Consider the following 24,979-nt stretch of genomic DNA (forward strand, 5'->3'; position numbering starts at 1 on the left):
GCCGTCACCCTCGCGAAAGCGAGGGTCCCATTTGTTTTGGTTCGGCATGTAAGTTAAATGGGATGCTCGCTTGCGCGAGCATGACGGCCTGCTGCTATCCTCTGCCTGAGCCGTTTTCTGCCGGCTGGCGAGATTTGGCGCCTAAATAGCGTCGCAAAAGGCGAAATCCCTTATCATCGTAAACGCAGAGGCTGTAACATGGGCCTGGGCATTGATGAGGAGAGACGGGCGTGAGCGCCGAAGCAGCGGAAACACAGCCAGCGCCCGCATCGGCCTTTGTGCCGATGGCCGAAGGGCTGGGGCCGCAGGAACTGTATTACTGCCAGGTGGAAGTGATGCTCGGCACGCTGCTGGGCCGGTTGCTGGTAGTGGGGCTGTATTGCCTGGTGATTGCCGGCTGGAAGGGTGCGCTGCTTGGCATGGGCTTGCTGCTGCTGCTCGGCTGGCGGCAGATACTGCGGCATAAGGACCGTCCGGATCTGCTGCGGTATAATTACCGGCGCAACATCTGGGCTGGTGTGCTGCTGGTTTTCGCCCCGCTGCTGATCCGGCTGGGTTATGCCGCGCTTCAGGCCTGGGCGCCGGGTGTATTGGATGCCTGGCTAGGGTTCACCGCGCCGATGGTAGAGTATTTTAGCCGCCATCTCTCCACCTTTGATGAAATGCGGCAGGTGCATGCCATTCGTTTTGCTGGTGCGGAGCCAGTTGCAGTTCCACGTCTCGATCTGGCACTGCATATGCAGATGCTGCATTGGCTGTCAGTCCCTGCGCTTTTCCTGTTCGCACCTTTGCTAGCAATACATCTTCGACAGGTAAGCCCTTTGACTGGTCGAGAAATTTTCAAGGTCGTTATTTCTATTGTTCTGACAATGATATTTTTTGTGCTCATCTTAAATGGTATCAGCGAGAGCTTTGGTCAAACCACATCATTCAAATTAAAAAGCCTAAAATTTTCTATAATCCAAAGCCTTTTGCTGCAGGTGCCCTTTTTTCTATCTGTCGTTTTCGTAGCGGGATATGCCATTCATCTGACAAACATCATCTTATCGAAAGGAGCGGGTAGGAGAAACCTTGAAGCCTTCAGTCAAAGATTTCTGCCTTACCGGTCGGCATGATGGAGGAGTCATGACAAAGCCCGAGGTTTTCATAATCGAGTCACTCAAGTTTGACGAAGAGAAAAATTACCGAGAGGGCAGGATGATTTATCGTGCCCTTCGCATGTCGTTGAAAAATCCTATCTATCATTATGTACGCACGGCGACGGAACTTCAGCATTTCATTGACGAATTTGAGGATAGTGAATATCGGTACCTGCATATTTCATGTCATGGCAGCCTACACGGCGTCTCCACCACACTGGATAATTTGAGTAGGAAGGAGTTTGCGGATATCGTTGCTCCGGCACTGGATCGCCGCCGCCTTTTTCTCTCTACATGTCAGGCAGCTACAGCCTCTCTTGCCAGAGAGATATTTTCCCACGGGGATTGCTACTCGGTCGCTGGGCCCGTGAATAAAATAAATTTTGACGATTCAGTTGTGTTGTGGACCTCTTTTTATCATCTCATGTTCAAAGCAGATTCTAAGAAAATGAAGCGCGATGTAATAAAGAAGACTTTAGGCATGTGCGCTGATCTTGTTGATGAGAAAATCAACTTCTTCGCGCAAATGAATGGAAAGTTTTCTCATGATCGGCTGTAGATCGCTAAAGTAGGACAGAATATGTGCCCTTGCGACATAGACATCTAGATAATGCTGAGATACTCGGCCAAGCGAACACCGACATCTAAGACGTAGATTGCACGAACCAACGCTGCCGCTTGCCCTGCTGCCGGAACTCGTGAAAATACCGGCCATGTTCAGCATCCTTGAAGTCGCCATTCTCTCCATGATCCTGTCCGGCAAGCCGGAGCCGTTTTTCTGCCGGCTGCGGGAGGAGGGCGGCACGCTTTGCAGCAATGGCCTCGGCGCTGCATTGATTGGCGACGATACCTTGCGCTTCACCAACTTCACCGAGGTGAGCAAGGATGCCGAGGGCAATTACCGCTTTTCCAATGGGATAACGGCCTGGCGCAGCGCCGCCGGCGGCATCCGTTTTTCCACCGGCATTTCGGTGCGGCGGCGTTCCTACAACACGTTCGATGCCACCAATGGCCTGGTCTGCTCTCTCGGTTCGCAGGATATTGCCGCCTGCGAGAAGCAATAAGCCGGCCTTCCACGCCTGCTTTATCTTTTCAGATGGGTGAGCAATACCGATTTATCGGCGATTATATACTTGACTGAACGGCCAGGTCGGGGTACTTTTGGGCTCAGGAGATAAGCCCATGACCGACCTGACCAATCCCATCTTCACCGACGAAACCGCCGCCCGGCTGCACCTGGAGCGCATCCGTTGGCCCAATGGTGTGGTTATCTGCCCCTATTGCGGCGTGGTGGGTAATGCCAAGGCGCTGGGCGGCAAGAGCATGGGGTGCGGCTGGTATCATTGCCCGGACTGCCGCAAGAAATTCACCGTCCGCGTGGGCACCGTGTACGAGCGCAGCCATATCCCGTTGCACAAGTGGGTGCTGGCAACCCACCTGCTTTGCGCTTCCAAGAAGGGCATGAGCGCGCACCAGCTTCACCGCATGCTGGGCGTAACCTACAAGTCGGCTTGGTTCATGGCGCACCGTATTCGCGAGTCTATGATTGAAACCCCGACCGGCCCGCTGGGTGGTAGCGGCAAGACTGTAGAGGTTGACGAGACTTTCCTTGGGCAGCAGGGCCACGAGTTCAGCAACGAAAAGGGCTGGCAGCAGAAGCGCGGTTACGGCGATATGAAGAAGATCGTGACGCTGGTAGAGCGCGGCGGAAAGGCCCGCTCAATCAAGGTCGAAAATCTGCGACTGCCGGAAATCCAGCGTGTGCTGCGTGAGAACCTTGCCCGCGAGAGCGCCCTAATGACGGACGAGGCGCACCACTACACCCGCATTGGTAAGATTTTCCAAAGCCATGAAACCGTCCAGCACAGCAAAAAGGAATATGCTCGCGGCAAGGTTTCGACCAATACCGTTGAAGGCTTTTTCAGCATCTTCAAGCGCGGCATGCGCGGTGTTTATCAGCAGTGCGGCGAAAACCACTTGCACCGCTACCTTGTCGAATTTGACTTCCGCTATAACAACCGCGCTTCGCTGGAAATCAGCGATAGCGAACGCCGCGATTTGGCCCTTCTGGGTGCGGAAGGCAAGCGCCTGACCTATCGGCGGACTAACGGCGCTGCCGCCTAAGAAGAAGATGACCCGCCGCGTGCTGCGCGGCTGGATTGCCCGATGGAAGAAGCGTCTTTCTTCGCGAGACTCTTAGCTTTTTCCTCTTTAGGCTTATGCGGCTTGGGAGGGGTATTGAGCATACGCTTCAATACCTCGTCTCGCTGTTTGTCTTCGTTTTGCATCTTTCATAAGACTCCTGAGGATTGACTGGATATGCTTCCTTAAAAAAGGGGACCATTCATGTACACAGTAAATCCAGCTTTTGACAGACTGCCAGAACACGCAAAAATTATCGGGCTTATCTTGTCATCGTTTGGAGAATTAGAGCTTCTTTTTTGCAGTATAGCTAATTCTGCTTCTGACAATAGCAACAGTACTTTTGAGTCACTTTATCGCTTACGCATGACATCTTCTAGACTGGAAGTAGCGGAGTGTTTAATGCGTAATGGTCTTGAATCTGTCGGACTTGGTGAAGAGGGTGCTACTGCATTTTCCGCAATTATGCACTGCCTCAAAATTCGCAATCAGTATGCTCATTGTAATTGGGTTGATCATCCTGTTGATGGATTGTTTTTTGTCGATGTTCAATCGTCTCAATGGCGCCCATTGCATCACCATCATCGACATGTCGATGTGCCACTTCTTGAAATACAGCTAGGTTTTTTTGGATATACTAGGGAATATCTACTTTATCTTGACCAACACCTCTCCCGTCGGCAGGGAAATGCAGCAGCCCTTGATTGGCCAGTCCCGATAAAATATGAGCCACCGCCTTTGCATAATCCCCCAGCGGAACACGTTCCATCATTCCTAGATGAAGAGAATACAAACTTTCATTTAGCAAAGGCTCTGGCAGCCCAAGGGGGTGCCCCGACACCGACACCCAAACAACAGGAGTTGGATCAGCAACGGCAGCGGAAGCGTCTTGAGCGACAGGCTCAGAAAGATTCAGCAATGCAAGGGCGTTCAAATGACGCAAAGAAGAATTAATCTTTTCCATATCTCACCGTTCAGTCAAGTATATAATCGCCGATTTATCAGAACAAATATAGAACATTATGCTATGCTTTCAAACCCGGCCAGCCGCAGCGGCATTTGCTGTGACAAAAACCTGCGAATGTCCGGGAACAAAGCGGAAGCTTTGGGAAGGCAAATCGAGGCGGGCGCAAGCTGGCAATAATGCCGGCGTGTCTGTTGCGAGCATGATGGGGCATATGCGGACAGTTTATATTGGAAAATCAGCAAAATAACCTGCCCTGGCTAAGGCAAGACAAGCCGGCATAAGGCAAAACACGGCGGCATAGGCATGATCAGGCAGCAGCCAAGCCTCCCACATGCAAAGCGCCGCCAAATACTAGGAGATTGCGGGGCATCGCCCTAGATTGCCGCCACCTGAAAAATCACCCTGGAGAGGAAGCCATGTCCCTGCCCGCCAGCTATAGCCGCGTTGTGCTTGCCGCCCGCCCGCCGGCCGAGGTTTCGCCGAATGATTTCCGGCTTGAGACCGTGGCCATGTCGCAGCCCAAGCATCGCGAAATCCTGGTGCGGGCGATCTATCTCTCGCTCGATCCCTATATGCGCGGCCGCATGAAGGATGTGCCGTCCTATGCGCCCCCCGTGGCCATCGGCGGCGTGATGGCCGGCGGCATTGTCGGCGAAGTGGTGGCCTCCGAGCATCCCGATTTCAAGCCCGGCGAGATCGTGGAAGGCAGCCTCGGCTGGCAGCAATATGCCATCGCGCAAGCCGCCGACCTGCGCAAGATCGACACCAGCCTCGGCCCGATTTCGTGGTCGAACTCGATCCTGGGCATGCCGGGCATGACCGCCTATTTCGGCCTGTTCGATGTGGCGGGCGTGAAGGCCGGCGAAACCGTTGTGGTCTCGGCGGCCTCGGGCGCCGTCGGCCAGGCGGTGGGGCAGCTTGCCAAGATCGCCGGTTGCCGCGTCGTCGGTATCGCCGGCGGCGAGCAGAAATGCGCCTTCGTCAAAAGCCTCGGCTTCGATGCCTGCGTCGATTACAAGGCCGGCGACCTGGATGCGGCGCTCAAGGCGGCGGCACCGGCTGGCGTCGATGTCTATTTCGATAATGTCGGCGGCGTGGTGGCCGATGCGGTGTTCAAGCAGATGAATTTCTTCGGCCGCATCGCGCTCTGTGGTTCGGTATCGCAGACCAGCCTGGCGGCGCCGGAGATGGGGCCGCGCCTGCTCGGCCTGTTTGTTGGCAAGCGCGTCACCATGCGCGGCTTCATCGTGTTCGATTATGTCTCGCGCTATCACATCGCCCTGCCGCGCATGGCGGCCTGGCTGAAATCCGGCCAGATCAAGTATCGCGAGGATATCGTCGATGGCCTGGAGAATGCACCCGCCGCTTTCTCCGGCATGCTGCGCGGCGATAATTTCGGCAAGATGCAGGTGCGCGTGGGAGCGGAAAAACTCTAGTGGCCGCACCGCTTCTTATCCTGCGTGATGTGCAGTTGAGTTTCGGCGGCCCGGCTCTGTTGTCGGGCGCCGAATTTTCCGTGTTGCCGAATGACCGGCTCTGTCTGGTCGGGCGCAACGGGTCGGGCAAATCGACGCTGTTGAAGATCGCCGCCGGAACCGTGCAGCCGGACAAGGGCGAGCGCGCCTTGCAGCAGGGCGTCACCTTGCGCTACCTGCCGCAGGAGCCGGATTTTCGCGGCTTCGCCAGCACCCTGGCCTATGTCGAAGCCGGGCTGGCGCCGGGCGATGATGCCCATCGCGCCCGCACGCTGCTGAGTGAACTGGGCTTGAGCGGCGAGGAAGACCCGGCGCGCCTATCTGGTGGCGAGGCACGCCGCGCGGCGCTGGCCCGCACGCTGGCGCCGAGTCCCGATATCCTGCTGCTGGACGAGCCGACCAATCACCTTGATCTGCCGGCCATCGAATGGCTGGAGCGCGAACTGGCCGGGATGAATTCCGCCCTGGTGCTGATCAGCCATGACCGGCGATTCTTGAGCAACCTCACACGCCGCACGCTGTGGCTGGATCGTGGCGAAACCCGCTCGCTGGATCAGGGCTTCGCTGCTTTCGAGACCTGGCGCGACACCTGGCTGGAGCAGGAGGAAGTCGAGCGCCACAAGCTCGACCGCAAGATCGCCGCCGAACTCGACTGGCTGCGCTATGGTGTCACCGCCAGGCGCAAGCGCAACATGGGCCGCCTGCGCGGCTTGCAGGATCTGCGCAAAGAACGCCGCGACCAGCGCAAGGTGGCCGGCGCGGTGAACTTCACCGTCACCGAGGCTGAACTCTCGGCCAAGCTGGTGGTGGATGCGGAAAATATCGCCAAGAGCTATGGCGACAATGCCGTGATCCGGGATTTGTCCGTGCGCGTGCGGCGCGGCGACCGGCTCGGTATCATCGGGCCGAATGGCGCCGGCAAGACCACGCTGATCAACCTGCTCACCGGCGCGCTGCCGCCGGATCAGGGCAAGATCAAGCTCGGCGCCAATCTGCAGATGGTGACCCTGGATCAGAAGCGCGAGGCGCTGGATCCCGCGATGAGCCTGGCCGATACGCTTACCGGCGGGCGCGGCGATCAGGTGCAGGTGGGTGATAGCTTGCGCCATGTCATCGGCTACATGAAGGATTTCCTCTTTGGGCCGGAGCAGGCACGCACGCCGGTGGGTGTGCTGTCGGGCGGCGAACGCGGCCGGCTGATGCTGGCGCGCGCACTGGCGATGCCGTCCAACCTGCTGGTGCTCGACGAGCCGACCAACGATCTCGATCTCGAAACGCTCGATCTCCTGCAAGAGATGATCGGTGACTATCCCGGCACCGTGCTGCTGGTCAGCCATGATCGTGATTTCCTCGACCGCACCTGTAGCGCGGTGCTCGGCTTCGAGGGCGATGGCCGCTGGCAGCTCTATCCCGGCGGCTATTCCGACATGGCGACGCAGCGCGGCCAGGGCGTCACCGCCAAGCGTGTTGCCGAAAAGGCCGAGAAAGCCGAAAAGACCCCGGCAGCGCAACCAAGCGAACGCAAGCGCAAGCTCAGCTTCAAGGAGAAGCACGCGCTGGAAACCCTGCCCAAGCGCATGGAGCAGTTGCAGGCCGATATCGCCACGGCCCAGGCCAAGCTCGCCGATCCGCAGCTCTTCGCCCGCGATGCCAGTGCTTTCAGCAAAGCCGCCGCAGCCCTTGATGCGGCCCAGGCTGCCTTGTCGGAAGCCGAGGAGGAATGGCTGCGCCTGGAGATGCTGCGCGAGGAGCTGGAGGCTTAGTTACAAAAAACGTCATGCTCCGCCTTCGCGGAGCATGACGATATTTTAACCCCTATGCCTCGGGTCCAGCGCATCGCGCAGGCCGTCGCCGAGCAGGTTGAACGACAGCACCACGACGAAGATCGAGATCCCCGGCCACACCGCCATCCACGGCGCCTGGCTGAGGAAATCCTTGGCCGAGTTCAGCATGCTGCCCCAGCTTGGAGAAGGCGGCTGCTGGCCCAGCCCAAGGAAGGACAGGCTGGCCTCGGCGATGATGGCCGAGGCGATGGTCAGGGTCGCCTGCACCATCAGGGCCGGCACGATATTCGGCAGCACATGGCGGAAGGCGATGCGGGCCGGCGGATTGCCGACGGCGCGTGCCGCCTCGATGTAATCCTCCACCATAACCGCTTGCACCTGGGCGCGGGTCAGGCGCACGAAGATCGGTGTGGCCGAAAGGCCGATGGCGATCATCGCATTGGTCAGGCTCGGCCCCAGGAAGGCGGCCAGCGCGATGGCCAGGATCAGGAACGGCACTGCCAGCATGGCATCGATGATGCGCATGATGATGCCATCCAGCAGCCCGCCGGCATAACCCGAGAGCAGCCCGATCGGGATGCCGAGTAGCAGAGCCAGTGCCACCGAGATCACGCCGGCCAGCAGCGAGGCACGCGCGCCATGGATCACGCGGCTGAGTACATCTCGCCCCAGTTCGTCGCCGCCGAAGGGATGCGCCCAGCTTGGCGCGCCGCGCAAAGCGCTCCAGTCGGCGGCAATCGGATCATAGGGCGCGACGAATTCAGCGAAGGCGGCAACGACGATGAACAGGCAGACAATGACGAGGCCGACCACCGCGCCCTTGCGCCGCAGCAGGCGGCGGAAGGCGCGCCGCATCGGGCTTTCTTCGCGCGCCTTGTTCAGCGTGGCGGTTGCAGCGCTCATGACCGCAGCCTCGGATTGACCAGGAAATAGGCGATATCGGCCAGCAGGTTCAGCAGGATATAGGCCGTGGCGGTGCACAGCACCACGCCTTGAACAACCGCATAATCGCGGTTGAACACCGCATCCACGATCAGCTTGCCGAAGCCGGGGATGGAGAAAATCTGCTCGGTGAGCACGGCACCCGAAAGCAACTGGCCGAATTCCAGCGCGCCGAGCGTGATCACCGGCACGGCAGCATTGCGCAGCGCGTGCTTGAAAATCACCATGCGTTCATAAAGGCCCTTGGCCCGTGCGGTGCGGATATAATCGCTGCTCAACACCTGCAGCATGGCGCTGCGGGTATGGCGCATCATCACCGCCGCGATGCCGTTGCCGAGCACGAAGGCCGGCATGATCATGGCTTCCAGATTGCCGAGCAGGTCTTCGCCCGGCTCGACATAGCCGGAGGCGGGCAGCCAGCCAAGTTCAACGGAAAACAGCAGGATCAGCATGATGCCGAGCCAGAAATTCGGCGTCGACAGCCCCCAGAGGCCGACGACATTGGCAACATAATCCGGCCAGCGGCCATTATAGAGCGCCGAGATGATGCCGGCGGGGATGCCGATGATCAGTGCCACCAGCATCGCCAGCACGGCGAGTTCGATGGTGACGGGCAGTTTCTCCACCAGCAACTGGGAGACGGGCAACTGGATGCGGATCGACTCGCCGAAATCGCCCTGCAGCACGCCGCTGATCCACAGCCAGTAACGCACCGGGATCGGCTTGTTCAGGTTATACTTCTCGCGGATCTGCTCGATGGTTTCGGGGTCGCGCTCCTCGCCGGCCATGGCAATGGCGGGATCGCCGGGCAGCAATTGCTGCAGCCCGAAGATGATGATCGACACGAACAGCAGTGTCGGCAGCAGGATGGCGACGCGGCGGACCAGGAAACGCAGCATATGAAATCGGCGGATGCGGTTGCCCGCACCCGCCGCTCCTTAATCTATCAGCTCAGCTTCATGCCGACGAAACGCAGCAGACCGTCCGGGTATTCCTTGAAGCCGGTCAGCTTGGTGTTATAGGCCCACAGCCACTTGCGATGCAGCAGGTAGATGATCGGGCGCTCGGCCAGCACGATCTTGGCCGCGCTCTCCCAGGCCTTGCGGCGCTGGGCGATGTCGGTGGTCAGGCGGCTGTCGTTCAGCACCTCGTCCAGCGCCGGATTGCACAGGCCGGAATAGTTCAGCGGCTGCTTGCAGCCATGGAAGCTGTAGAGGTTGCCATCCGGGTCGGGGCGGCCGCTCCAGGCCAGGATATAAGCCTCGAAATCGCCCTTGTCGGCCATGTTCAGCGAGGTGGCGAATTCAGTGGCCTGGATGCGCACATCGAAACCGGCTTCCTTCGCCATCGCCTGCACCACCTGGGCGATGTTGCGCGCGTCCGTGGTGGTCGGCGTCACCAGATTCACCACCGGGTTCGGGTTGCCGGCTTCCTTCAGCAAAGCCTTGGCCTTGGCGACATCGCGCTTCGGCACTGGCACCGCCTTGGCGTAATTGGCATTGCCCGGAGCAACCCACTGATTGCCCGGCGTGGCCAGGCCATCGAACACCACCTGGTTGATGCCCTGGCGATCCAGCGAGAGTTCAAACGCTTCGCGGATCTTGGCATTGGAGCCGATCGGCGACTTCGCCTTGTCGCTCTTGCCGATATTGATGGTGATGCCGTAATAGCCGATTTCGGTGATGGAGCCGAATTTCAGTTTCTTGTCCTTCTGCACGGCCGCGGCGTCGGTGGCAGCCAGGCGCTCCAGGATATCAAGCTGGCCGGAACGCAGATTGGCGAAGCGCACGGTGGCATCGATGAACGGGCGGAACTCGATGCGCGAGAAATGCACATTGGCCTTGTTCCAGTAGCCGTCATATTTCTCGACCACGATGCGGTCCTGCGCTACGCGTTCGACGAACTTGAACGGGCCGGCGCAGACCGGCGCGGTGGCGAACTTGTCGCCCAGCGCGGCACCGGCCTTGGGCGAGATCATCATGCCGGCGCGATCAGTAAGCGTGGCCAGCAGTGGCGCGAAGGGCGCCGAGGTGTTGAGCTTCACGGTCAGCGGATCGACCACCTCGACGGTGGTGACGGCGGAAAGCTCGCCGCGGCGCTGCGAGCCCTGCATGGTCTTGTGCCGCTCGATATTGTACTTCACGGCTTCGGCGTCGAATTTTTCGCCGTCATGGAACGTCACGCCCGGGCGCAGCTTCATGGTCAGCGCCTTGTTATCGGCCGACCAGGCCCATTCGGTGGCCAATTGCGGCACCACGGAAAGATCCGGGGCGATATCCACCAGCTTGTCGCACAGTGCCGAGAACACCACGCGGCTGACAAAAGTGCGGGCCAGCGTTGGATCCAGTGCGTCCGGGTCCTCGGCCAGGCCAAACTTCAAGGTTTGCGCCGCTGCCGGCATTGCCACCGAACTGGCAAGCAGGATGGCCATCAGGGTTCGCTTAAACATCACGTTGTTCCTCCGTTTTTACGGTTGCGCACTGATTTCCAAAGAAGGGGTGGGTTGAAGGAATTTGGCTTGCAGGCGGCGCAGGCGTTCGGCGCCCGCCGTGGTGCCTTCGGAAGGCAATGGCGCTGCCGGCGGCAGATTGCGCCAGTGATGACAGGCGACGCCATCTTCCAGCAGTGGGGTTTCCTGGCTGCACAGCGGCGTGGCAAAAGCGCAGCGGGTATGGAAGCGGCAGCCGCTCGGCGGATTGAGCGGGCTTGGCACATCGCCACCCAGGATGCTGCGCTGGCGGTCGGCCTGCGGGTTCGGCACCGGGATGGCGGAGAGCAGGGCGCGGGTATAGGGGTGGCGCGGTTGCGCAAAAAGCTGCCGCGTCGGCGCGATCTCGACGATGCGGCCAAGATACATCACCGCTACCCGGTCGGCGATATGGCGCACCACGGCCAGATCATGGGCGATGAAGATATAGGCGAGGTTCAGCCGCCGCTGCAGATCACGCAGCAGGTTCAGCACCTGTGCCTGTACCGAAACATCCAGCGCCGATACTGCCTCATCGCAGACGATCAGGTTCGGCTCCACGGCCAAAGCGCGCGCAATGCCGATGCGCTGGCGCTGGCCGCCGGAGAATTCATGCGGATAGCGCCGCGCATGATCCGGGCTCAGGCCGACCAGGCGCAGCAATTCCGCCACGCGCTCGGGCCGCTTCGCCGGTGGCACCAGGCCATGCAGCATCAGCGGCTCGGTCAGGATATCTGCCACCGTCATGCGCGGATTAAGCGAGGCGTAAGGATCCTGGAATACCAGCTGCATGTCGCGGCGCAACGCGCGGAGTTGTTCACCTTCCAGCGCCGTGATGTCGCGGCCATCGTAGCGGATGCGGCCGCCAGAGGTTTCCAGCAGCCGCAGCACCAGCCGTCCGGTAGTGGATTTGCCGCAGCCGGACTCGCCAACGATGCCCAATGTCTCGCCGGCATCAAGCGTGAAGCTGATATCGTCTACCGCACTCAGGAAAGCCGTTGGCTTGCCATACCAGTTGCTGCGCGCGGTGAAGCGCTTGGACAGGTTCTCCACTTCCAGTAGGGCGGTCATAGCGGCGCCTTCCAGCAGGCAACGCGATGGCCCGGTGCCATGTCGCGCAAGCTCGGTTCGGCTTTCAGGCATTCTTCGCCCACAAACGGACAGCGCGGATGGAAGCGGCAGCCCTGCGGCGGATTCATCGGATCAGGCACGCTGCCCTCGATGGCGGCAAGGCGATCCTGCTCGGTCTCAAGCCGGGGGATTGAGCCGAGCAGGCCGATGGTATAGGGATGCTGCGGCGCGTCGAACAACGCCGCCACCGGCGCTTCCTCGACAACACGGCCAGCATACATCACCGCCACGCTGTCAGCCATTTCGGCGATGACGCCGAGATCGTGGCTGATCAGCATGATCGCTGTGCCGAAATCACGTTGCAGGCCGCGCAGCAGGTCCAGGATCTGTGCCTGCACGGTTACGTCCAGCGCCGTGGTCGGTTCATCGGCGATCAGCAATTGCGGGTCACAAGCCAGGGCCATGGCGATCATGGCGCGCTGGCGCATGCCGCCGGAAAGTTTGTGCGGGTAATCGTCCACGCGCTGTTCCGGCGCCGGGATGCGCACGCGGCGCAGCATTTCGATGGCCTGTGCGCGTGCTTCAGTGGGCGACAGGTTCTTGTGCCGCTGCAGGCCTTCCATGATCTGGTCGCCGATGGTGTAGGCCGGGTTCAGCGAGGTCATCGGCTCTTGGAAGATCATCGCCACCCGGTTGCCGCGCAGGTCGCGCATGGCGGCATCGGGCAAAGCGAGCAGGTCGGTGCCGTCAAAACGGATATTGCCTTGCGCGATGCGGCCGGCCGGCTTGGCCAGCAGGCCCATCACGCTGAGCGAGGTAACCGATTTGCCGCAGCCGCTTTCGCCGACAATGCCGAGCGTGCGGCCGGATTCGACCTGGAAGCTGACGCCTTCGACGGCGCGGAATTCGCCGCCATCGACCTGGAAATAGGTATGCAGATTCTCGACTTCGAGCAAAGCCATCAGGCCGCTCCCCGCGCTTGCGCTTCGAGCTTCTGCGCCTCGGCTTCGATCACCGCGCGATCATAGATGCCGGAAGGATTGGCACGCGTTGCCATGAATTTGCGAAAGGCGGCAAAGCGGCCCTGCGAGATTTCGTATAGCCGGCGCAGTTCGGTCAGTGGCTCGGCATGATCGTCTACGCGCAGCGACAATTCCGGGTAATCCTCCGAGCCATAAACGATCAATGCCGCCGATTGCTTGCCGCGCTTGTCACCACCCTCGGCCTGACCGGCATCCAATGCATCGACCAGCCGTTCGGCGAACGGCTTGGCCGAGTTTGCAAAGCTCTGCGCCGTGGCGCCAATCACCGCTTCGCCGGCCAGCATGTTGCCGGCCACCGAGAAGCCGTTGCCGGCGAGATGGCCGCACCAGCCGATGCAGTCGCTGCCGGTATGCTGGGCCGTGCGGCCCTGGTTGTCGATGAGGTGCAATTGCCGCGTGGCGCGGCCATCATCGGAAGCAACAAGCTGATCCAGCACGGCCTGCGCCGCCGCGCCTTCACGCAGCAAGGCCAAGCCGCGCGGTCCCCAGGTGGGATTGACCAGGGCCTGGGTTGCCAGGGCGCCGATGCCGCCCATGGCATGGGGGCAGAGCGCGCCGACGGCAAAGAATTTGGTGGTGACGGCAACGCCGAAGGCGCCGGAAGCAGGATCGCGGGCGACGATCGACCAAGTCATGCGTCAGCGTCCCCACTTTTCACTGGCACGGTCCATCATCGTCCGACCGCATAGCCCTGCATGCCGCGCGGATTGGCGCCGGCTTTCAGCACCGTGCCTTCCGGCGTCTGCTCGATGGCGGTGGCACAGAGCCGGCCCTCTGACCAGTCGCCACCGACATGCACGTCATGGCCGCGCCGGCGCAGCTCTTCAATCGTTGCCTTGGGGAAGCGGCCTTCCAGTGCCAGGAAGCCGGGCTTAGCCTTGCGCGGATAGAAGGAGGAGGGGAAATGCTCGGAATGGAAGGCCGGGTTGTCGATGGCTTCCTGCAGGTTCAGGCCATGATGCGCGATTTTGAGGAAAAGCTGCGGCGACCATTGATCCTGCTGATCGCCGCCGGGGGTGCCGAACGCCATGGCCGGCTGGCCATCCTTCAGCACCATGGAGGGCGAAAGTGTGGTGCGCGGACGAACGCCTGGCCGCAAGGAATTGGGCAGGCCGTCTTCCAGCCAGAACATCTGCGCGCGGGTGCCGAGGCAGAAGCCGAATTCCGGGATCACCGGCGAGCTTTGCAGCCAGCCGCCGGAAGGCGTTGCCGCCACCATGTTGCCCCAGCGGTCGATCACATCGACATGGCAGGTATCGCCGCTGGCGGCGCCGCGCTTGTTCGGCACCGGATCGAGATTGCCGACAGTCGGTTCGCCGACACCGGCGGCCATGCCGACATCGGCCTTCACGCTGGCGAGTTTCGCGCTGCCTCCATCCGGGTTGCCGGGACGCAGTTCCAGCGATGCGCGTTCGCCGATCAGCTTGGCGCGGGCGGCGTTATAGGTATCCGACAGCAGCGCCTGCATCGGCACCGCCACGGCATTGGGGTCGCCATACCAGGCTTCGCGGTCGGCGAAGGCCAGCTTGGTGGCTTCCGCCACCACATGCACGAAGTCCGGCCCCACCGGGTCCATCTTGTCGAGATCGAAATAGCGCAGCAAAGCCAGTTGCTGCAGGAAGGCCGGTCCCTGACTCCAGGGGCCGCATTTCGCCACCGTCCAGCCTTTGTAATCATAGGTCAGCGGCGCTTCCCAGCTTGCCTGCCAGCCGGCCATGTCGGCGCCGGTGAGCAGGCCGCGATGCCGGCGGCCGGAAGCATCCATCGCCTCGGTCTCGCGGCAGAAACGGTCGATGCGCTCGGCCACGAAGCCTTCGCTCCAGGCCTTGCGCACGGCATCCACCTTGGTTTCGCGGCTGCCCGCAGCCTCGCTGCCGATCTTCGCCAGCTTTTCATAAAAAGCCGCTAGCGCCGGATTGCGGAACATCTGCAGCGGGCGCGGCAGGTTGCCATGCGGCAGATAGATGGCTGCGGAGGTTTGCCACTCATCGCGGAACAGCTCGGTCACGGTGGCGATGGTATCGACGATGCGATGCACCAGCGGATAGCCCTGGCCGGCATAATGGATCGCAGGCGCTAAAGCCTCGGCCACCGAAATGGTGCCGTGGTCGCGCAGCATCAGCAGCCAGGCATCCATGGCGCCGGGCACGCAGGGCGCCAGCAGGCCGGAGCCGGGGATCAGCTTGAGGTCCAGCTTGCTGAAGGCATCCAGCGTGGCGGCCCGGGGCGAGGGACCCTGGCCGCACAGCACATCCATCTTCTGCTTCTTGGCATCCCAGATTAGGGCAGGCAGGTCGCCGCCGGCGCCGTTCAGATGCGGCTCGACAACCTGCAGCACGAAGCCGGCGGTGACGGCGGCATCAAAGGCATTGCCGCCGCGCTCCAGCACGCCCATGGCGGCTTGCGCGGCGATCCAGTGGGTGGAGGCGACGACGCCGAAATTGCCACGGATTTCCGGGCGGGTGGTGAAAAGCGGTTCTTTGCTCATGCTGGATCAGATCGGATGTTTGGGACGGGCGAGGAATTCGGCCGAGGCATCGCCGGCCTGGGCGAGATGGCCACGCATGGTGGCCTGGGCGGCATCGGCATCGCGGGCGAGAATGGCTGCCACCAGGGCTTCATGCTCGGCATAGGATTCTTCGATACGCGCCGGGTTGAGGAATTGCGCGCGGCGAAACGGCGTGACGCGCAGCCGCAGGCTCTGCGCCGCTTCGGCGAGATAGTCGTTATGGCAACCGCGCAGGATCAGGGCATGGAAATCGCGGTTAAGCTGGTCGTAGCGTTCGAAATCGCCAGCCGTTGCCGCCTCGCGGCTCAAGGCATGTAGCGAGGTCAGCGCATGGCGCTCACTATCATCCATACGCAAAGCGGTATGGCGGGCGCAGGCGGCTTCCAGATCGGCCATGGCCTCGAACATCTGCGCCAGGCGCTCCGGCGTTACCGCCGAAACCACCACGCCCTTATGCGGGCGGGCCTCGACCAGACCAGTGACGGCCAGTTGCTTCAGTGCCTCGCGCACCGGTGTGCGCGACACGCCGAAACGCTGTGCCAGGCTTTGCTCGTCCAGGCGCGAACCGGGTTCCAACTGGCCGAGCAGGATTTCATCGGCCAGCCGCTCGCGCACATCGTCGGTCGTGGTGCTGCGTTTCAGCACGGCGGATCGGAGGGCGACGGTCTCATTCATTGGGGCTACCAGAGCGGCAGGAGAGCGGGTCGCATACAGTATGCAGTCGCCGTGCCAGTCCTGCCAATGGGGGCATTGGACTTATTACAACTATTTGAATGTTATGAGAAATTAATTGACTTGCCGAAGCCTTGGGCGGAATCGGGCTGGCTGCGGCTTTGCTTATTTTCCAGGCGGTGTGTTGATCCTGGGCCGGAGAACGTCAGTATAATGTTAGCAAGCCAGCACGGAGACAGTATTTGAGCCTAGTTGACCTCAAAGGGCGGCGAGCCCTGGTGACCGGGCATAAGGGTGGCATCGGCGCGGCGATTGCCGAGACCCTGGCTGCCTGCGGCGCCGAAGTGCATGGCTTCGATCTGCCCGAACAGGACCTTTACCGGCTGGATGCCATTCCCGACTGGGTGGCCGAATTGCGTGCCCGGGCTGGCGCCATCGATATTCTGGTCAACAATGCCGGTATCACTCTGCTGGGCAATCTGCTGGATACGCCGCTGATCGATGCCGAACGCCTGTTCCGCATCAATGTGCTGGCGCCTTTTGCCCTGATGCAGGCTTTGCTGCCGGATATGGTGGCGGCCAAACGCGGCAGTGTGGTGAATATCGCCAGCGACCAGGCTTTTATCGGCAAGCGAGCTTCGGCGGCCTATGGCGCCAGCAAGGCGGCGCTGGCGCAGCTTACCAAGAGCGCCGCGCTGGATTGGGCGCCGCATAACATCCGCTTCAACTGCGTGGCGCCGGGCAGCACCGACACGCCGATGCTGGAAAAAGTGATGGCGGGGCTGAACCTGCATTACCCGGAGATTTTCGCCGGTGCGTCGGACCAGGCCTATGCTCAAGCGGTGCCGCTTGGCCGCCTGGCCGCGCCGCGTGAAATCGCGGCCATGGTGGCGTTTCTGGCTTCCGATGCGGCTTCCTTCGTCACCGGCGCGGTGATTCCAGTGGATGGCGGCGGTACGGCGCAATGACAGCGAAGGGCGATCCGCTTATTGCCGTTGTCACGGGCGCCAGCAGGGGCATTGGCCGGGCCATTGCCGCGGCGCTGATCGAAGCGGGTTATGTGGTGCATGGCGTGGCGCGTGGCGCCTTCGAACCGCTGCCCGGCCTGCACCAGCATCATTGCGATGTGAGTGATGCGGATGCGGTGGCGGCATTGTTCAAGGCCGTGAAACAACACCATGGCCGGCTGCATCTGCTGGTGAACAATGCCGGCATCGCGGGCGGTGCTGAATTCGGCAGCGCGGCGGAGGCGGCTGGCTGGGATGGCATCCTCGCCACCAATCTCACCGGCAGCTATCTCTGCTGCCGCGCGGCGCGCGATCTGCTGGTGGATGGGGCGGGGCGGATCGTCAATATCGCATCCGTGCTGGGCCTACGCGCTGTGCCGGACCAGATCGCTTATGTCGCGGCCAAGCATGGCGTGGTCGGCCTCACCAAGGCGCTGGCGCAGGCTTTGGGGCCGCGCGGCATCACGGTGAATGCCATCTGCCCGGGCTGGGTCGATACCGCCATGGCGCGGCAGCGGTTCAGTGAACTCGGCATCACCGAAGCACAAGCCGGCGCCACGGCACCTTTGGGGCGGATCACGCGGCCAGAGGAAGTGGCGGCAATGGTGCTGTATCTGGCGAGTGCGGCGGCAGCGAATGTCACCGGCCAGGCGATTGTCATTGATGGCGGCGACGCACTCTAGGCCGAAGGCGCCTGCGTCTGGGTCTGAGATTGAGTTTGCATCTGAGGCTGTGCGGCTGCGGCCGGCGCAGCGAGCGGCAGCAGTTCCACCGCCACATTGACGCGATGCGGGCCACCGCCCAGCACCACGCCGCGCACCGGGCTGATATCGCTATAGTCGCGGCCGATGGCGGTGGTGACGTGATCTTCCGAAACCACCAGATTGTTGGTGGGATCAAGGTCGATCCAGCCATGCTCTGGTCCGCACCAGACCGAGAGCCAAGCATGGCTGGCATCGTAGCCGCGCAGGCCGGCCTTGTCGCCCGGCTGCATGGTGCGGATATAGCCCGAGACATAGCGTGCCGCGAGGCCATGCGAACGCAGCATGGCAATCTGCAGATGCGCGAAATCCTGGCAGACGCCGGCCCGCTTCGCCATTGCCTCGGCCACCGGGGTGAACACTTCCGTCGCCGCCGGATCGTAGCGAAAGTCCTTGTTGATGCGCGCGGTAAGGTCGCGGGCCGCTGCCAGGATCGGGCGTGCCGGGGTCAGGGATTCGGCGGCATAGGCGCTGATCGCCTTGTCGGTGCTGGCCAGGGGTGATTCCAGCACGAATTCGCAAGCCGCGCTCTCAGTCGGGAAACCATCTCCGTTCAGCGTCTCGCGGATCGTCTCCCAGGGCGGCGTGGCGTCATCTGCCGGGGGCTTGAACGGCTGCACCTCCACTTCCGCCACCACTTCGACATCGAAGCGCGTATGCGGCTCCTCGATGGCGAGATAGCCGATGCGGTTGCCGAAATGATCAAGGCTCTCGGTGAGTTCGCGGCCTTCAGGGGCGGTGGTGATACGGCAATTGCGCACGCTCTGGCGCGGTCCATCCTGCAACGCCAGATGCAGCAGGTGGTGCGACATGTCGACCGCCCAGCTGTAGCTGTAGGATGTGGTATGGCGCAGGCGGTATTTCATCAGGAGCCGAACCCGAAGGCATGCGCCAGCTGGATATGCGAGAAATAGGTGCGCGTGATCTGATCGGAAATATCCATCAGACCCTGGGTGGTGGCATCCAAACTGCCGCGCAGGCGCAATACCTGGCTCTGCCATTCGGCGCTGGACAGGTCGTCGCGGTCGAAACGTTCAACGATATCGGCGAAAGGCTGGCTCAGGCTGAGGCAATCCTCCGAACGCGGCGGCTGCTCGCGGCGCGGCAGGATATCGAGATGCTGCGCCATGGTCTGCAACTGGAAACCCAGGGAATGGGGGTTGCTGGCATCAAGCAGCAGCAGATCGAATACCGCCGCTGCCTGCAATGAGGCACGGTAGCGGCGGCGGTAGGTGAGGCTGGAATCATTCAGTTCCAGGGCAATGCGGAACGCCGATTCCTGATTGCTGGAAAGCACGGTGGCAGCCGCCGAAACGGTGCGCGCGATATAGATGCCGCGTTCGAGCCGGCGGCCGAAATCGAGGAAGCGCCAGCCGCTGCCGCGCGTCATATGCTCGGCCAGCATGCCGGCAATGGCGGCGGTGGCGCGGATGATCTGGTCGCAGAATTCCAGCATGGCATCGGGATCGCCACCAGCACCCGGGCGCGACAGGCGCAATTCGCCGAGCAGATGGTTCAGCATGCGCCACATATCGGCGGAGAAGCGGTGGCGCGCTACGGCCGCCAGGCGCTCCATGGCTTCCAGCGTCTGGCCCAGCGTCTGGCTCGGCGCGCAGGCATTGGTGACGGCACGGGCAAAAACTTGCGTATCGGGGGGCGCCGCCGCTGCGCGCTGATCGATGATGCCGCAGCGCGAGAGCGCACGCGCCAGCACCGACATTTCCACCAGATCGCGGGCGCTGCCGATTTCACCGATCAGACGGCTCAGCGTGCCGCGCAGCAGCCGCGCGCCATCGTCAAGGCGCTCCACCGAGCGGCCGAGCCAGAACAGATCGTCGGCAACGCGGCTCTGCAAGGTGCCGGATGAGCGCCGCAATTGCAGGCGATTGCGCGGCGTGTTGCCACGGATCACCAGCGGTCCCGGATCGGTTGCCTCGACCCATACGTCCTTGTTGATACCGCCGCGCTGGATGGTGGCGCTGAACGGGTCGCCGCCGAATGGCACGCGGGCCAAGCCGCCGGGCATCACTACATAGCTGTCGCCATCGGCAACCACCTGCACGCGCAGCAGGATCGGCGTCGGCTCCAGCTTGCCGCTTTCGCCAAGGCCTGGCGCCACGGAGGGCACGATACGCTCCTGTGCCACGAAATCCGCCGGGCGTGCCTTGATGCGGGCCAGCAGCGCGGCCTGTTCGGCATCGCTCAGATTCGCCACCGTGATCGGTGCGAAGCGCAAGTCACGGGCACCGCGCACCACCATCTGGTCGAAGCGCGATTCCACCTCACTCAGGGCGTAGGATTGCCCGCACCACCAGGTGGCGATGGAGGGCATCTGCAATGGCTCACCAAGCAACTGCTCGGCCAGGTTGGGCAGGAAGGCAAGCATGGCTGGCTGTTCCGCAATGCCGCTGCCGATGCCATTGCTCACCGCCACGCGGTTCTCGCGCACCGCCTGCAACAGGCCGGTGACGCCGAGCGCGGATTCCGCACGCAGTTCCAGGGGATCGCACCATTCGCCGTCAAGCCGGCGCAGGATTACTTCCACCGGATCAAGGCCGCCCAGGGTCTTAAGGTAGATGCGGCCATCGCGCATGGTGAGGTCGGCGCCTTCCACCAGCGTGGCGCCTAGTTCTCGCGCCAGATAGATATGCTCGAAATAGGCTTCGTTATACGGACCGGGTGTGAGCAGCACCACGCGCGGATTATCGCGCATCGCCTGGCCGCGTGCCTGCAGGTCTGCCTGCCAGTATTCGAAATAGGCATTGATCGGCCGCGCGCGACATTCCCGCAAAGCCGTACCCATCAGGCGCGACATGACGCGGCGGTTCTGCAAGGCATAGCCGGCGCCGGCTGGCGCCTGGGTGCGGTCGGCGATCACGCGCCACACGCCATCGGGGCCGCGCACCAGTTCGGCAGAGTAATGTTGCAGCATGCGGCCGGGCGTGCCGCCATCGCTTTGGCGCGCCGGGCGCAGGAAATCGCGATGGCCATAAACCAGGGAAGGTGGGTAGTGGCCTTCCTTCAGGCTGCGCATCGGGCCGTAGATATCGCGCAGCCAGGCATCGAGCAATTGCGCGCGCTGGATCAAGCCAGCCTCGATCACGGCCCATTCACCCTTGGAGAGAATGACCGGCACCGGATCAAGCCGCCAGGGGCGCTGCTCCGGGATCGGCGGCGCGATCTCCACCGTGCTGCCGCGCCCAGGCTCGTTCGGCAATTCATAGACGTTGTAGGTGACGCCTTCGTCTTCGAGATGCTGGCGGCCGCGCTCGGCGCGTTCCACCAGACCACTGGGGCCGAGGAGGCTGAGCGAAGCCAGCAGCGGCTGCCAATGCGGCCGGATGCTGCCCTGGCCGGTCACCATTTCATCCCAGGCTTCCGGCCCCTGCGAAACCGATTGGCGCGCAGCCGCAGCACCAGCCGGTGCGGCGGGCTTCTCGGCCTTCGTTGGTGGCGCGGAGGACATGGCTCTCCCGGGGCGAATCGCGGCGGTTATTTTAACTGCTGCGCAAGTCCAGTGTAAGCGGTTGCTGGCCCGGCGCCTGGGCGGCAGGCAGCGGCATCGGGCCGGGCGTGTGACCAATGGCGAAGAAGCGCGCACGGCGCCGTGCTTCGGCCTCGTTCGCGTTCACCGGGAAGGTGTCGTAGTTGCGGCCACCCGGATGCGCGACATGGTAGGTGCAGCCGCCGATGGAACGGCCATTCCAGCCATCGAACAGGTCAAACACTACCGGCGTGTGCACCGGCACGGTCGGATGCAACGCACTCGGCGGTCCCCAGGCTTTGAAGCGTACACCGGCGACATATTCACCCGGCACGCCGGTGGCGCGCAGCGGTATGGCGCGGCCATTACAGGCCACCACATGGCGGCCATCGGTGAGGCCCTTCAGTTTCACCTGCAAACGCTCGATGGATGAATCGACATAGCGTGCCGTGCCGCCCGTGGTGGCTTCCTCGCCCAGCACATGCCAGGGTTCGAGTGCATGGCGCAATTCCAGTTCGATGCCGCGTGCCGCTATGGAACCAACATGCGGGAAGCGGAATTCGGCATGGGCGGCGAACCAGTCGGGATCGAAGCCATAGCCGCGCTCTGACAGGTCTTCCAGCACATCGTTGAAATCCTGCATGCAGAAATGCGGCATGAGGAATTCATCATGCAGCCTGGTGCCCCAGCGCACCGGCTTGCGCGTATAGGGGCGCTCGGCGAAGCTGGCGACCAATGCACGCAGCAGGGCTTGCTGTGCCAGGCTCATGCGTGCATGCGGCGGCATCTCGAAGGCGCGCAACTCCACCAGGCCCAGACGGCCGGTCGGGCCATCGGGCGAATAGAGCTTGTCGATGCAGAATTCGGTGCGGTGCGTGTTGCCGGTGAGGTCCACCAGCACGTTGCGGAAAATGCGGTCCACCAGCCAGGGCGGCGGATTGTCGCCGAACTTCGCCACCTGCTCGAAGGCGACTTCCAGATTGACCAGGGCATCATCGCGCGCCTCGTCAACGCGCGGATGCTGGCTGGTCGGGCCGATGAACAGGCCGGAGAACAGATAAGACAGCGAGGGATGGTTCTGCCAATAGCCGAGCAGGCTGCGCAGCAGATCGGGGCGACGCAGGAACGGGCTGTCGGCAGCATGGGCCGCACCCATCACCACATGGTTGCCGCCGCCAGTGCCGACATGGCGGCCATCGAGCATGAATTTCTCGGTGCCGAGCCGGGTCTGGCGCGCCTCCTCGTAGAGAATCTCCGTGCGCTCGGCGAGCTGGCGCCAGGAATCGGAAGGATGGATATTCACCTCGATCACGCCCGGATCCGGTGTGACACTGAAATGGATCAAGCGTGGATCGCGCGGCGGCAGATAGCCTTCGATCACCACCTTGTGCCGCAAGGTGGCTGCCGTGTCCTCGATGGCGGCGACGAGATCGAGATAGTATTCGGCATTCTCCAGCGGCGGCATGAAGATATGCAGCAAGCCGCCGCGCGGCTCGATGCAGAGTGCGGTGCGTACAACGCCTGAAGCCGATTGCTGATGTGCCGGCAGCGGCTCCTGCGCGCGTGGTGCGCCGGCAGCCTGATAAAGCCCGCCCTTGCTCCAGGCCTGCATGCGCTCGGCAACGATCTTGTGCGCCTCGCGGAAAACCTCATGCGGCGGCAGTGGCGGCTTCTCCTCCATGGTGTCGCGGTCGAACTGGTATTGCATGTCGCCCGGTGCCGACCAGGGCAGGCTGTCCAGCGGCAGGCGGTAGCCCATCGGACTGTCGCCCGGCAGCAGGAACATGGTCTGCGGCCGGAAGAACCATGGACCAGAGCGCCAGCGCGTGCGGCCACCGTCGATGCCGGTTTCGGCCAGGACCGGCAGGGCATACCCCACTACCTTGTCCAGCCCCTGCTCGAAGATGCGTGCCAGCCGCGCGCGTTCCTGCGGATCGGCCAGCTTGGATTTGAACGGATCGACATTGGTCGGCAGCCGACGCTCGCGCCAGAGATAATACCAGGCATCCTCGAAGCCGGGGATGCGGTGGCCGGGATCGACCTGCAGGCGTTCAGCCAAGGCGGCGGCAAACAGATCGGCCACGGCCACATCGGCGCCGTCGCCGGCATCCTCATCGGCGGCCAGCAGGGCGCGGTCCTTCCATATCGGTTCGCCATCGCGGCGCCAGTGGCAGGAGAGCGCCCAGCGCGGCAATTGTTCGCCGGGATACCATTTGCCCTGGCCGTAATGCAGCAGCTCACCGCTGGAGAAGCGGTCGGCCAGGCGGCGCATCAGCTTGCCGGCCAGCATGCGCTTGTTCGGGCCCAGCGCGGCAGTATTCCATTCCGCGCCTTCCATGTCGTCGATGGAAACGAAGGTTGGTTCGCCGCCCATGGTCAGGCGCAGGTCGGCACGGTTGATCGCGGCATCCACCTTGTCGCCAAGGTTCAGCAGCTTGTCCCAGGCCTCGTCGCTGATCGGCTTGGTGACGCGCGGCGTTTCGTGGAAGCGGCGCACACTCATCTCGTGGCCGAAGGTCACTTCGCATTCATCCAGCATGCCGGAGATCGGCGCCGCCGATTGCGGCTCGGGCGTCGCGGCCAGTGGGATATGGCCTTCACCGGCCATCAGGCCGGAAGTCGGATCCAGGCCGATCCAGCCGGCGCCCGGCAGGTAGACTTCGCACCAGGCATGCAGATCGGTGAAATCCTGCACCGGGCCTTCGGGCCCCTCGATCGGTTTCACATCGGCGACGAGCTGGATCAGGTAGCCCGAGACGAAACGCGCCGCGAGGCCGAGATGGCGCAGCGCCTGCACCAGCAGCCAGGAGGTGTCGCGGCAGGAGCCGCTGGCATTGCCGAGCGTTTCTTCCGCCGTCTGCACGCCGGGCTCCAGGCGGATGAGATACTTGATCTCATCGGCCAGGCGCTGGTTGAGGCCGACCAGGAAATCCACCGTGCGCTTCGGCGTGCGGTCGACGCTGGCCAGCCACTTCTTCAAGAGCGGCCCCGGTGTCGAGAGGCGGCGGAACGGTGCCAGGTCCTCATGCAGGGCGGGATCGTAGGTGAAGGGAAAATTCTCCGCTTCCGGCTCCAGGAAGAAGTCGAACGGGTTGATCACCGCCATATCGGCGACAAGGTCGATGGTGACGTCGAAATGGTCGGTACGTTCGGGGAAGACCAGGCGGGCAAGGTAGTTGCCCTGGGGGTCCTGCTGCCAGTTGATGAAATGATCCGCCGGCGAGATTTTCAGCGAATAGCTCAGGATCGGCGTGCGGCTATGCGGCGCGGGCCGCAGCCGGATCGTCTGGGGGCCTACATTGATCAGGCGGTCGTAGCGATACGTGGTGCGATGGTGCAGCGCAACCTGGATGCTCATAAGTCTCCGCCTTCCGCCAATAAACCGGCACAAAGAAACCAGTAAAAGAATGCAATCGGTATGCCGGGCGAAGTGCAAGCGGAATCCGCGTGCTACTTGTGTTTGAGCAGGGGTAGTAACGCCCAATGAGGCGGCTGATTGATCATAAAATAGGCATA

Annotated in this window: 21 protein-coding genes; 9 read left to right on the forward strand and 12 right to left on the reverse strand. The window is 62.3% G+C overall.

Annotated features, from left to right (window positions below; all coding sequences use genetic code 11):
* The first annotated feature begins 230 nt into the window (after window positions 1-230).
* From ACQY7X_RS12280 to ACQY7X_RS12295, 4 genes are all read left to right on the forward strand, one after another.
* Window positions 231-1,115 carry a hypothetical protein gene (locus tag ACQY7X_RS12280; protein ID WP_428245525.1) on the forward strand — a complete coding sequence of 295 codons (885 nt, stop codon included), beginning with the start codon at window positions 231-233 and terminating at the stop codon, window positions 1,113-1,115.
* 10 nt (window positions 1,116-1,125) lie between these two features.
* Window positions 1,126-1,698 carry a hypothetical protein gene (locus ACQY7X_RS12285; protein ID WP_428245526.1) on the forward strand — a complete coding sequence of 191 codons (573 nt, stop codon included), beginning with the start codon at window positions 1,126-1,128 and terminating at the stop codon, window positions 1,696-1,698.
* A 154-nt stretch (window positions 1,699-1,852) separates the two neighbouring features.
* Window positions 1,853-2,203, forward strand: coding sequence for a hypothetical protein (locus ACQY7X_RS12290; RefSeq protein ID WP_428245527.1), 351 nt, complete (start codon window positions 1,853-1,855; stop codon window positions 2,201-2,203).
* A gap of 118 nt (window positions 2,204-2,321) precedes the next feature.
* On the forward strand, window positions 2,322-3,263 hold the full coding sequence (locus ACQY7X_RS12295) for an IS1595 family transposase (protein ID WP_428245528.1): 942 nt from the start codon (window positions 2,322-2,324) through the stop codon (window positions 3,261-3,263).
* Here the strand turns inward: ACQY7X_RS12295 and ACQY7X_RS12300 are convergent.
* Window positions 3,260-3,427 carry a hypothetical protein gene (locus tag ACQY7X_RS12300; RefSeq protein WP_428245529.1) on the reverse strand — a complete coding sequence of 56 codons (168 nt, stop codon included), beginning with the start codon at window positions 3,425-3,427 and terminating at the stop codon, window positions 3,260-3,262. The two genes, ACQY7X_RS12295 and ACQY7X_RS12300, sit on opposite strands and share 4 nt — an antisense overlap.
* A gap of 58 nt (window positions 3,428-3,485) precedes the next feature.
* Between ACQY7X_RS12300 and ACQY7X_RS12305 the strand changes: the two genes are divergently transcribed.
* From ACQY7X_RS12305 to ACQY7X_RS12315, 3 genes are all read left to right on the forward strand, one after another.
* Complete coding sequence (locus ACQY7X_RS12305) at window positions 3,486-4,235, forward strand: hypothetical protein (RefSeq protein WP_428245530.1); 750 nt, start codon at window positions 3,486-3,488, stop codon at window positions 4,233-4,235.
* 429 nt (window positions 4,236-4,664) lie between these two features.
* Window positions 4,665-5,684, forward strand: a complete 1,020-nt coding sequence (locus ACQY7X_RS12310) for an NADP-dependent oxidoreductase (protein ID WP_428245531.1) — start codon at window positions 4,665-4,667, stop codon at window positions 5,682-5,684.
* On the forward strand, window positions 5,684-7,486 hold the full coding sequence (locus tag ACQY7X_RS12315) for an ABC-F family ATP-binding cassette domain-containing protein (protein ID WP_428245532.1): 1,803 nt from the start codon (window positions 5,684-5,686) through the stop codon (window positions 7,484-7,486). Before ACQY7X_RS12310 ends, ACQY7X_RS12315 begins: the two co-directional genes overlap by 1 nt.
* 45 nt (window positions 7,487-7,531) lie before the next feature.
* Here ACQY7X_RS12315 and ACQY7X_RS12320 read toward each other — a convergent pair whose 3' ends face one another.
* The 8 genes from ACQY7X_RS12320 to ACQY7X_RS12355 are packed head-to-tail and all read right to left on the reverse strand — an operon-like array spanning window position 7,532 to window position 16,214.
* Window positions 7,532-8,410, reverse strand: coding sequence for an ABC transporter permease (locus tag ACQY7X_RS12320; RefSeq protein WP_428245533.1), 879 nt, complete (start codon window positions 8,408-8,410; stop codon window positions 7,532-7,534).
* Window positions 8,407-9,348 carry an ABC transporter permease gene (locus ACQY7X_RS12325; protein WP_428245534.1) on the reverse strand — a complete coding sequence of 314 codons (942 nt, stop codon included), beginning with the start codon at window positions 9,346-9,348 and terminating at the stop codon, window positions 8,407-8,409. Before ACQY7X_RS12325 ends, ACQY7X_RS12320 begins: the two co-directional genes overlap by 4 nt.
* Before the next feature lie 47 nt (window positions 9,349-9,395).
* A complete protein-coding gene (locus tag ACQY7X_RS12330; protein WP_428245535.1) occupies window positions 9,396-10,898 on the reverse strand; it encodes an ABC transporter substrate-binding protein in 1,503 nt (500 codons plus the stop codon).
* Window positions 10,899-10,916: 18 nt separating this feature from the next.
* The gene (locus ACQY7X_RS12335) at window positions 10,917-11,987 is read right to left on the reverse strand and encodes an ABC transporter ATP-binding protein (RefSeq protein WP_428245536.1); all 1,071 of its coding nucleotides are present in this window, start codon (window positions 11,985-11,987) and stop codon (window positions 10,917-10,919) included.
* On the reverse strand, window positions 11,984-12,949 hold the full coding sequence (locus tag ACQY7X_RS12340) for an ABC transporter ATP-binding protein (RefSeq protein ID WP_428245537.1): 966 nt from the start codon (window positions 12,947-12,949) through the stop codon (window positions 11,984-11,986). The genes ACQY7X_RS12335 and ACQY7X_RS12340 overlap by 4 nt, the downstream gene beginning before the upstream one ends.
* On the reverse strand, window positions 12,949-13,665 hold the full coding sequence (locus tag ACQY7X_RS12345) for a DUF1028 domain-containing protein (protein WP_428245539.1): 717 nt from the start codon (window positions 13,663-13,665) through the stop codon (window positions 12,949-12,951). Before ACQY7X_RS12345 ends, ACQY7X_RS12340 begins: the two co-directional genes overlap by 1 nt.
* A gap of 35 nt (window positions 13,666-13,700) precedes the next feature.
* A complete protein-coding gene (locus tag ACQY7X_RS12350; protein WP_428245540.1) occupies window positions 13,701-15,518 on the reverse strand; it encodes a gamma-glutamyltransferase family protein in 1,818 nt (605 codons plus the stop codon).
* Window positions 15,519-15,524: 6 nt separating this feature from the next.
* On the reverse strand, window positions 15,525-16,214 hold the full coding sequence (locus ACQY7X_RS12355; RefSeq protein ID WP_428245541.1) for a GntR family transcriptional regulator: 690 nt from the start codon (window positions 16,212-16,214) through the stop codon (window positions 15,525-15,527).
* A 275-nt stretch (window positions 16,215-16,489) separates the two neighbouring features.
* Here ACQY7X_RS12355 and ACQY7X_RS12360 point away from each other — a divergent pair, with 275 nt between their 5' ends.
* Window positions 16,490-17,179, forward strand: a complete 690-nt coding sequence (locus tag ACQY7X_RS12360; RefSeq protein ID WP_428245542.1) for an SDR family NAD(P)-dependent oxidoreductase — start codon at window positions 16,490-16,492, stop codon at window positions 17,177-17,179.
* Entirely contained in the window at window positions 17,176-17,901 is a 726-nt protein-coding gene (locus tag ACQY7X_RS12365; protein WP_428245543.1) for an SDR family NAD(P)-dependent oxidoreductase, read from the forward strand. Before ACQY7X_RS12360 ends, ACQY7X_RS12365 begins: the two co-directional genes overlap by 4 nt.
* On the opposite strand, the gene ACQY7X_RS12370 is transcribed toward ACQY7X_RS12365, so the two are convergent.
* From ACQY7X_RS12370 to ACQY7X_RS12380, 3 genes are read right to left on the reverse strand one after another with little or no spacing between them, the layout of a single operon-like run.
* Complete coding sequence (locus ACQY7X_RS12370) at window positions 17,898-18,845, reverse strand: transglutaminase family protein (protein ID WP_428245544.1); 948 nt, start codon at window positions 18,843-18,845, stop codon at window positions 17,898-17,900. The genes ACQY7X_RS12365 and ACQY7X_RS12370 overlap by 4 nt on opposite strands.
* Entirely contained in the window at window positions 18,845-21,445 is a 2,601-nt protein-coding gene (locus ACQY7X_RS12375; RefSeq protein WP_428245545.1) for a circularly permuted type 2 ATP-grasp protein, read from the reverse strand. The genes ACQY7X_RS12370 and ACQY7X_RS12375 overlap by 1 nt, the downstream gene beginning before the upstream one ends.
* Window positions 21,446-21,476: 31 nt before the next feature.
* Window positions 21,477-24,821 (reverse strand): DUF2126 domain-containing protein, encoded by a 3,345-nt coding sequence (locus ACQY7X_RS12380; RefSeq protein ID WP_428245546.1) that lies wholly within the window; start codon window positions 24,819-24,821, stop codon window positions 21,477-21,479.
* Between the last annotated feature and the right edge of the window lie 158 nt (window positions 24,822-24,979).

Source organism: Ferrovibrio sp. (assembly GCF_965278975.1).
Classification (GTDB): Bacteria; Pseudomonadota; Alphaproteobacteria; order Ferrovibrionales; family Ferrovibrionaceae; genus Ferrovibrio.

Coding starts and splice junctions, on each gene's coding strand:
- ACQY7X_RS12285 (WP_428245526.1), top strand. CDS start 1,126: ATGACAAAGCCCGAGGTTTTCATAATCGAGTCACTCAAGTTTGACGAA.
- ACQY7X_RS12290 (WP_428245527.1), top strand. CDS start 1,853: ATGTTCAGCATCCTTGAAGTCGCCATTCTCTCCATGATCCTGTCCGGC.
- ACQY7X_RS12295 (WP_428245528.1), top strand. CDS start 2,322: ATGACCGACCTGACCAATCCCATCTTCACCGACGAAACCGCCGCCCGG.
- ACQY7X_RS12300 (WP_428245529.1), bottom strand. CDS start 3,427: ATGCAAAACGAAGACAAACAGCGAGACGAGGTATTGAAGCGTATGCTC.
- ACQY7X_RS12305 (WP_428245530.1), top strand. CDS start 3,486: ATGTACACAGTAAATCCAGCTTTTGACAGACTGCCAGAACACGCAAAA.
- ACQY7X_RS12310 (WP_428245531.1), top strand. CDS start 4,665: ATGTCCCTGCCCGCCAGCTATAGCCGCGTTGTGCTTGCCGCCCGCCCG.
- ACQY7X_RS12320 (WP_428245533.1), bottom strand. CDS start 8,410: ATGAGCGCTGCAACCGCCACGCTGAACAAGGCGCGCGAAGAAAGCCCG.
- ACQY7X_RS12325 (WP_428245534.1), bottom strand. CDS start 9,348: ATGCTGCGTTTCCTGGTCCGCCGCGTCGCCATCCTGCTGCCGACACTG.
- ACQY7X_RS12330 (WP_428245535.1), bottom strand. CDS start 10,898: ATGTTTAAGCGAACCCTGATGGCCATCCTGCTTGCCAGTTCGGTGGCA.
- ACQY7X_RS12335 (WP_428245536.1), bottom strand. CDS start 11,987: ATGACCGCCCTACTGGAAGTGGAGAACCTGTCCAAGCGCTTCACCGCG.
- ACQY7X_RS12340 (WP_428245537.1), bottom strand. CDS start 12,949: ATGGCTTTGCTCGAAGTCGAGAATCTGCATACCTATTTCCAGGTCGAT.
- ACQY7X_RS12345 (WP_428245539.1), bottom strand. CDS start 13,665: ATGACTTGGTCGATCGTCGCCCGCGATCCTGCTTCCGGCGCCTTCGGC.
- ACQY7X_RS12350 (WP_428245540.1), bottom strand. CDS start 15,518: ATGAGCAAAGAACCGCTTTTCACCACCCGCCCGGAAATCCGTGGCAAT.
- ACQY7X_RS12355 (WP_428245541.1), bottom strand. CDS start 16,214: ATGAATGAGACCGTCGCCCTCCGATCCGCCGTGCTGAAACGCAGCACC.
- ACQY7X_RS12365 (WP_428245543.1), top strand. CDS start 17,176: ATGACAGCGAAGGGCGATCCGCTTATTGCCGTTGTCACGGGCGCCAGC.
- ACQY7X_RS12370 (WP_428245544.1), bottom strand. CDS start 18,845: ATGAAATACCGCCTGCGCCATACCACATCCTACAGCTACAGCTGGGCG.
- ACQY7X_RS12375 (WP_428245545.1), bottom strand. CDS start 21,445: ATGTCCTCCGCGCCACCAACGAAGGCCGAGAAGCCCGCCGCACCGGCT.
- ACQY7X_RS12380 (WP_428245546.1), bottom strand. CDS start 24,821: ATGAGCATCCAGGTTGCGCTGCACCATCGCACCACGTATCGCTACGAC.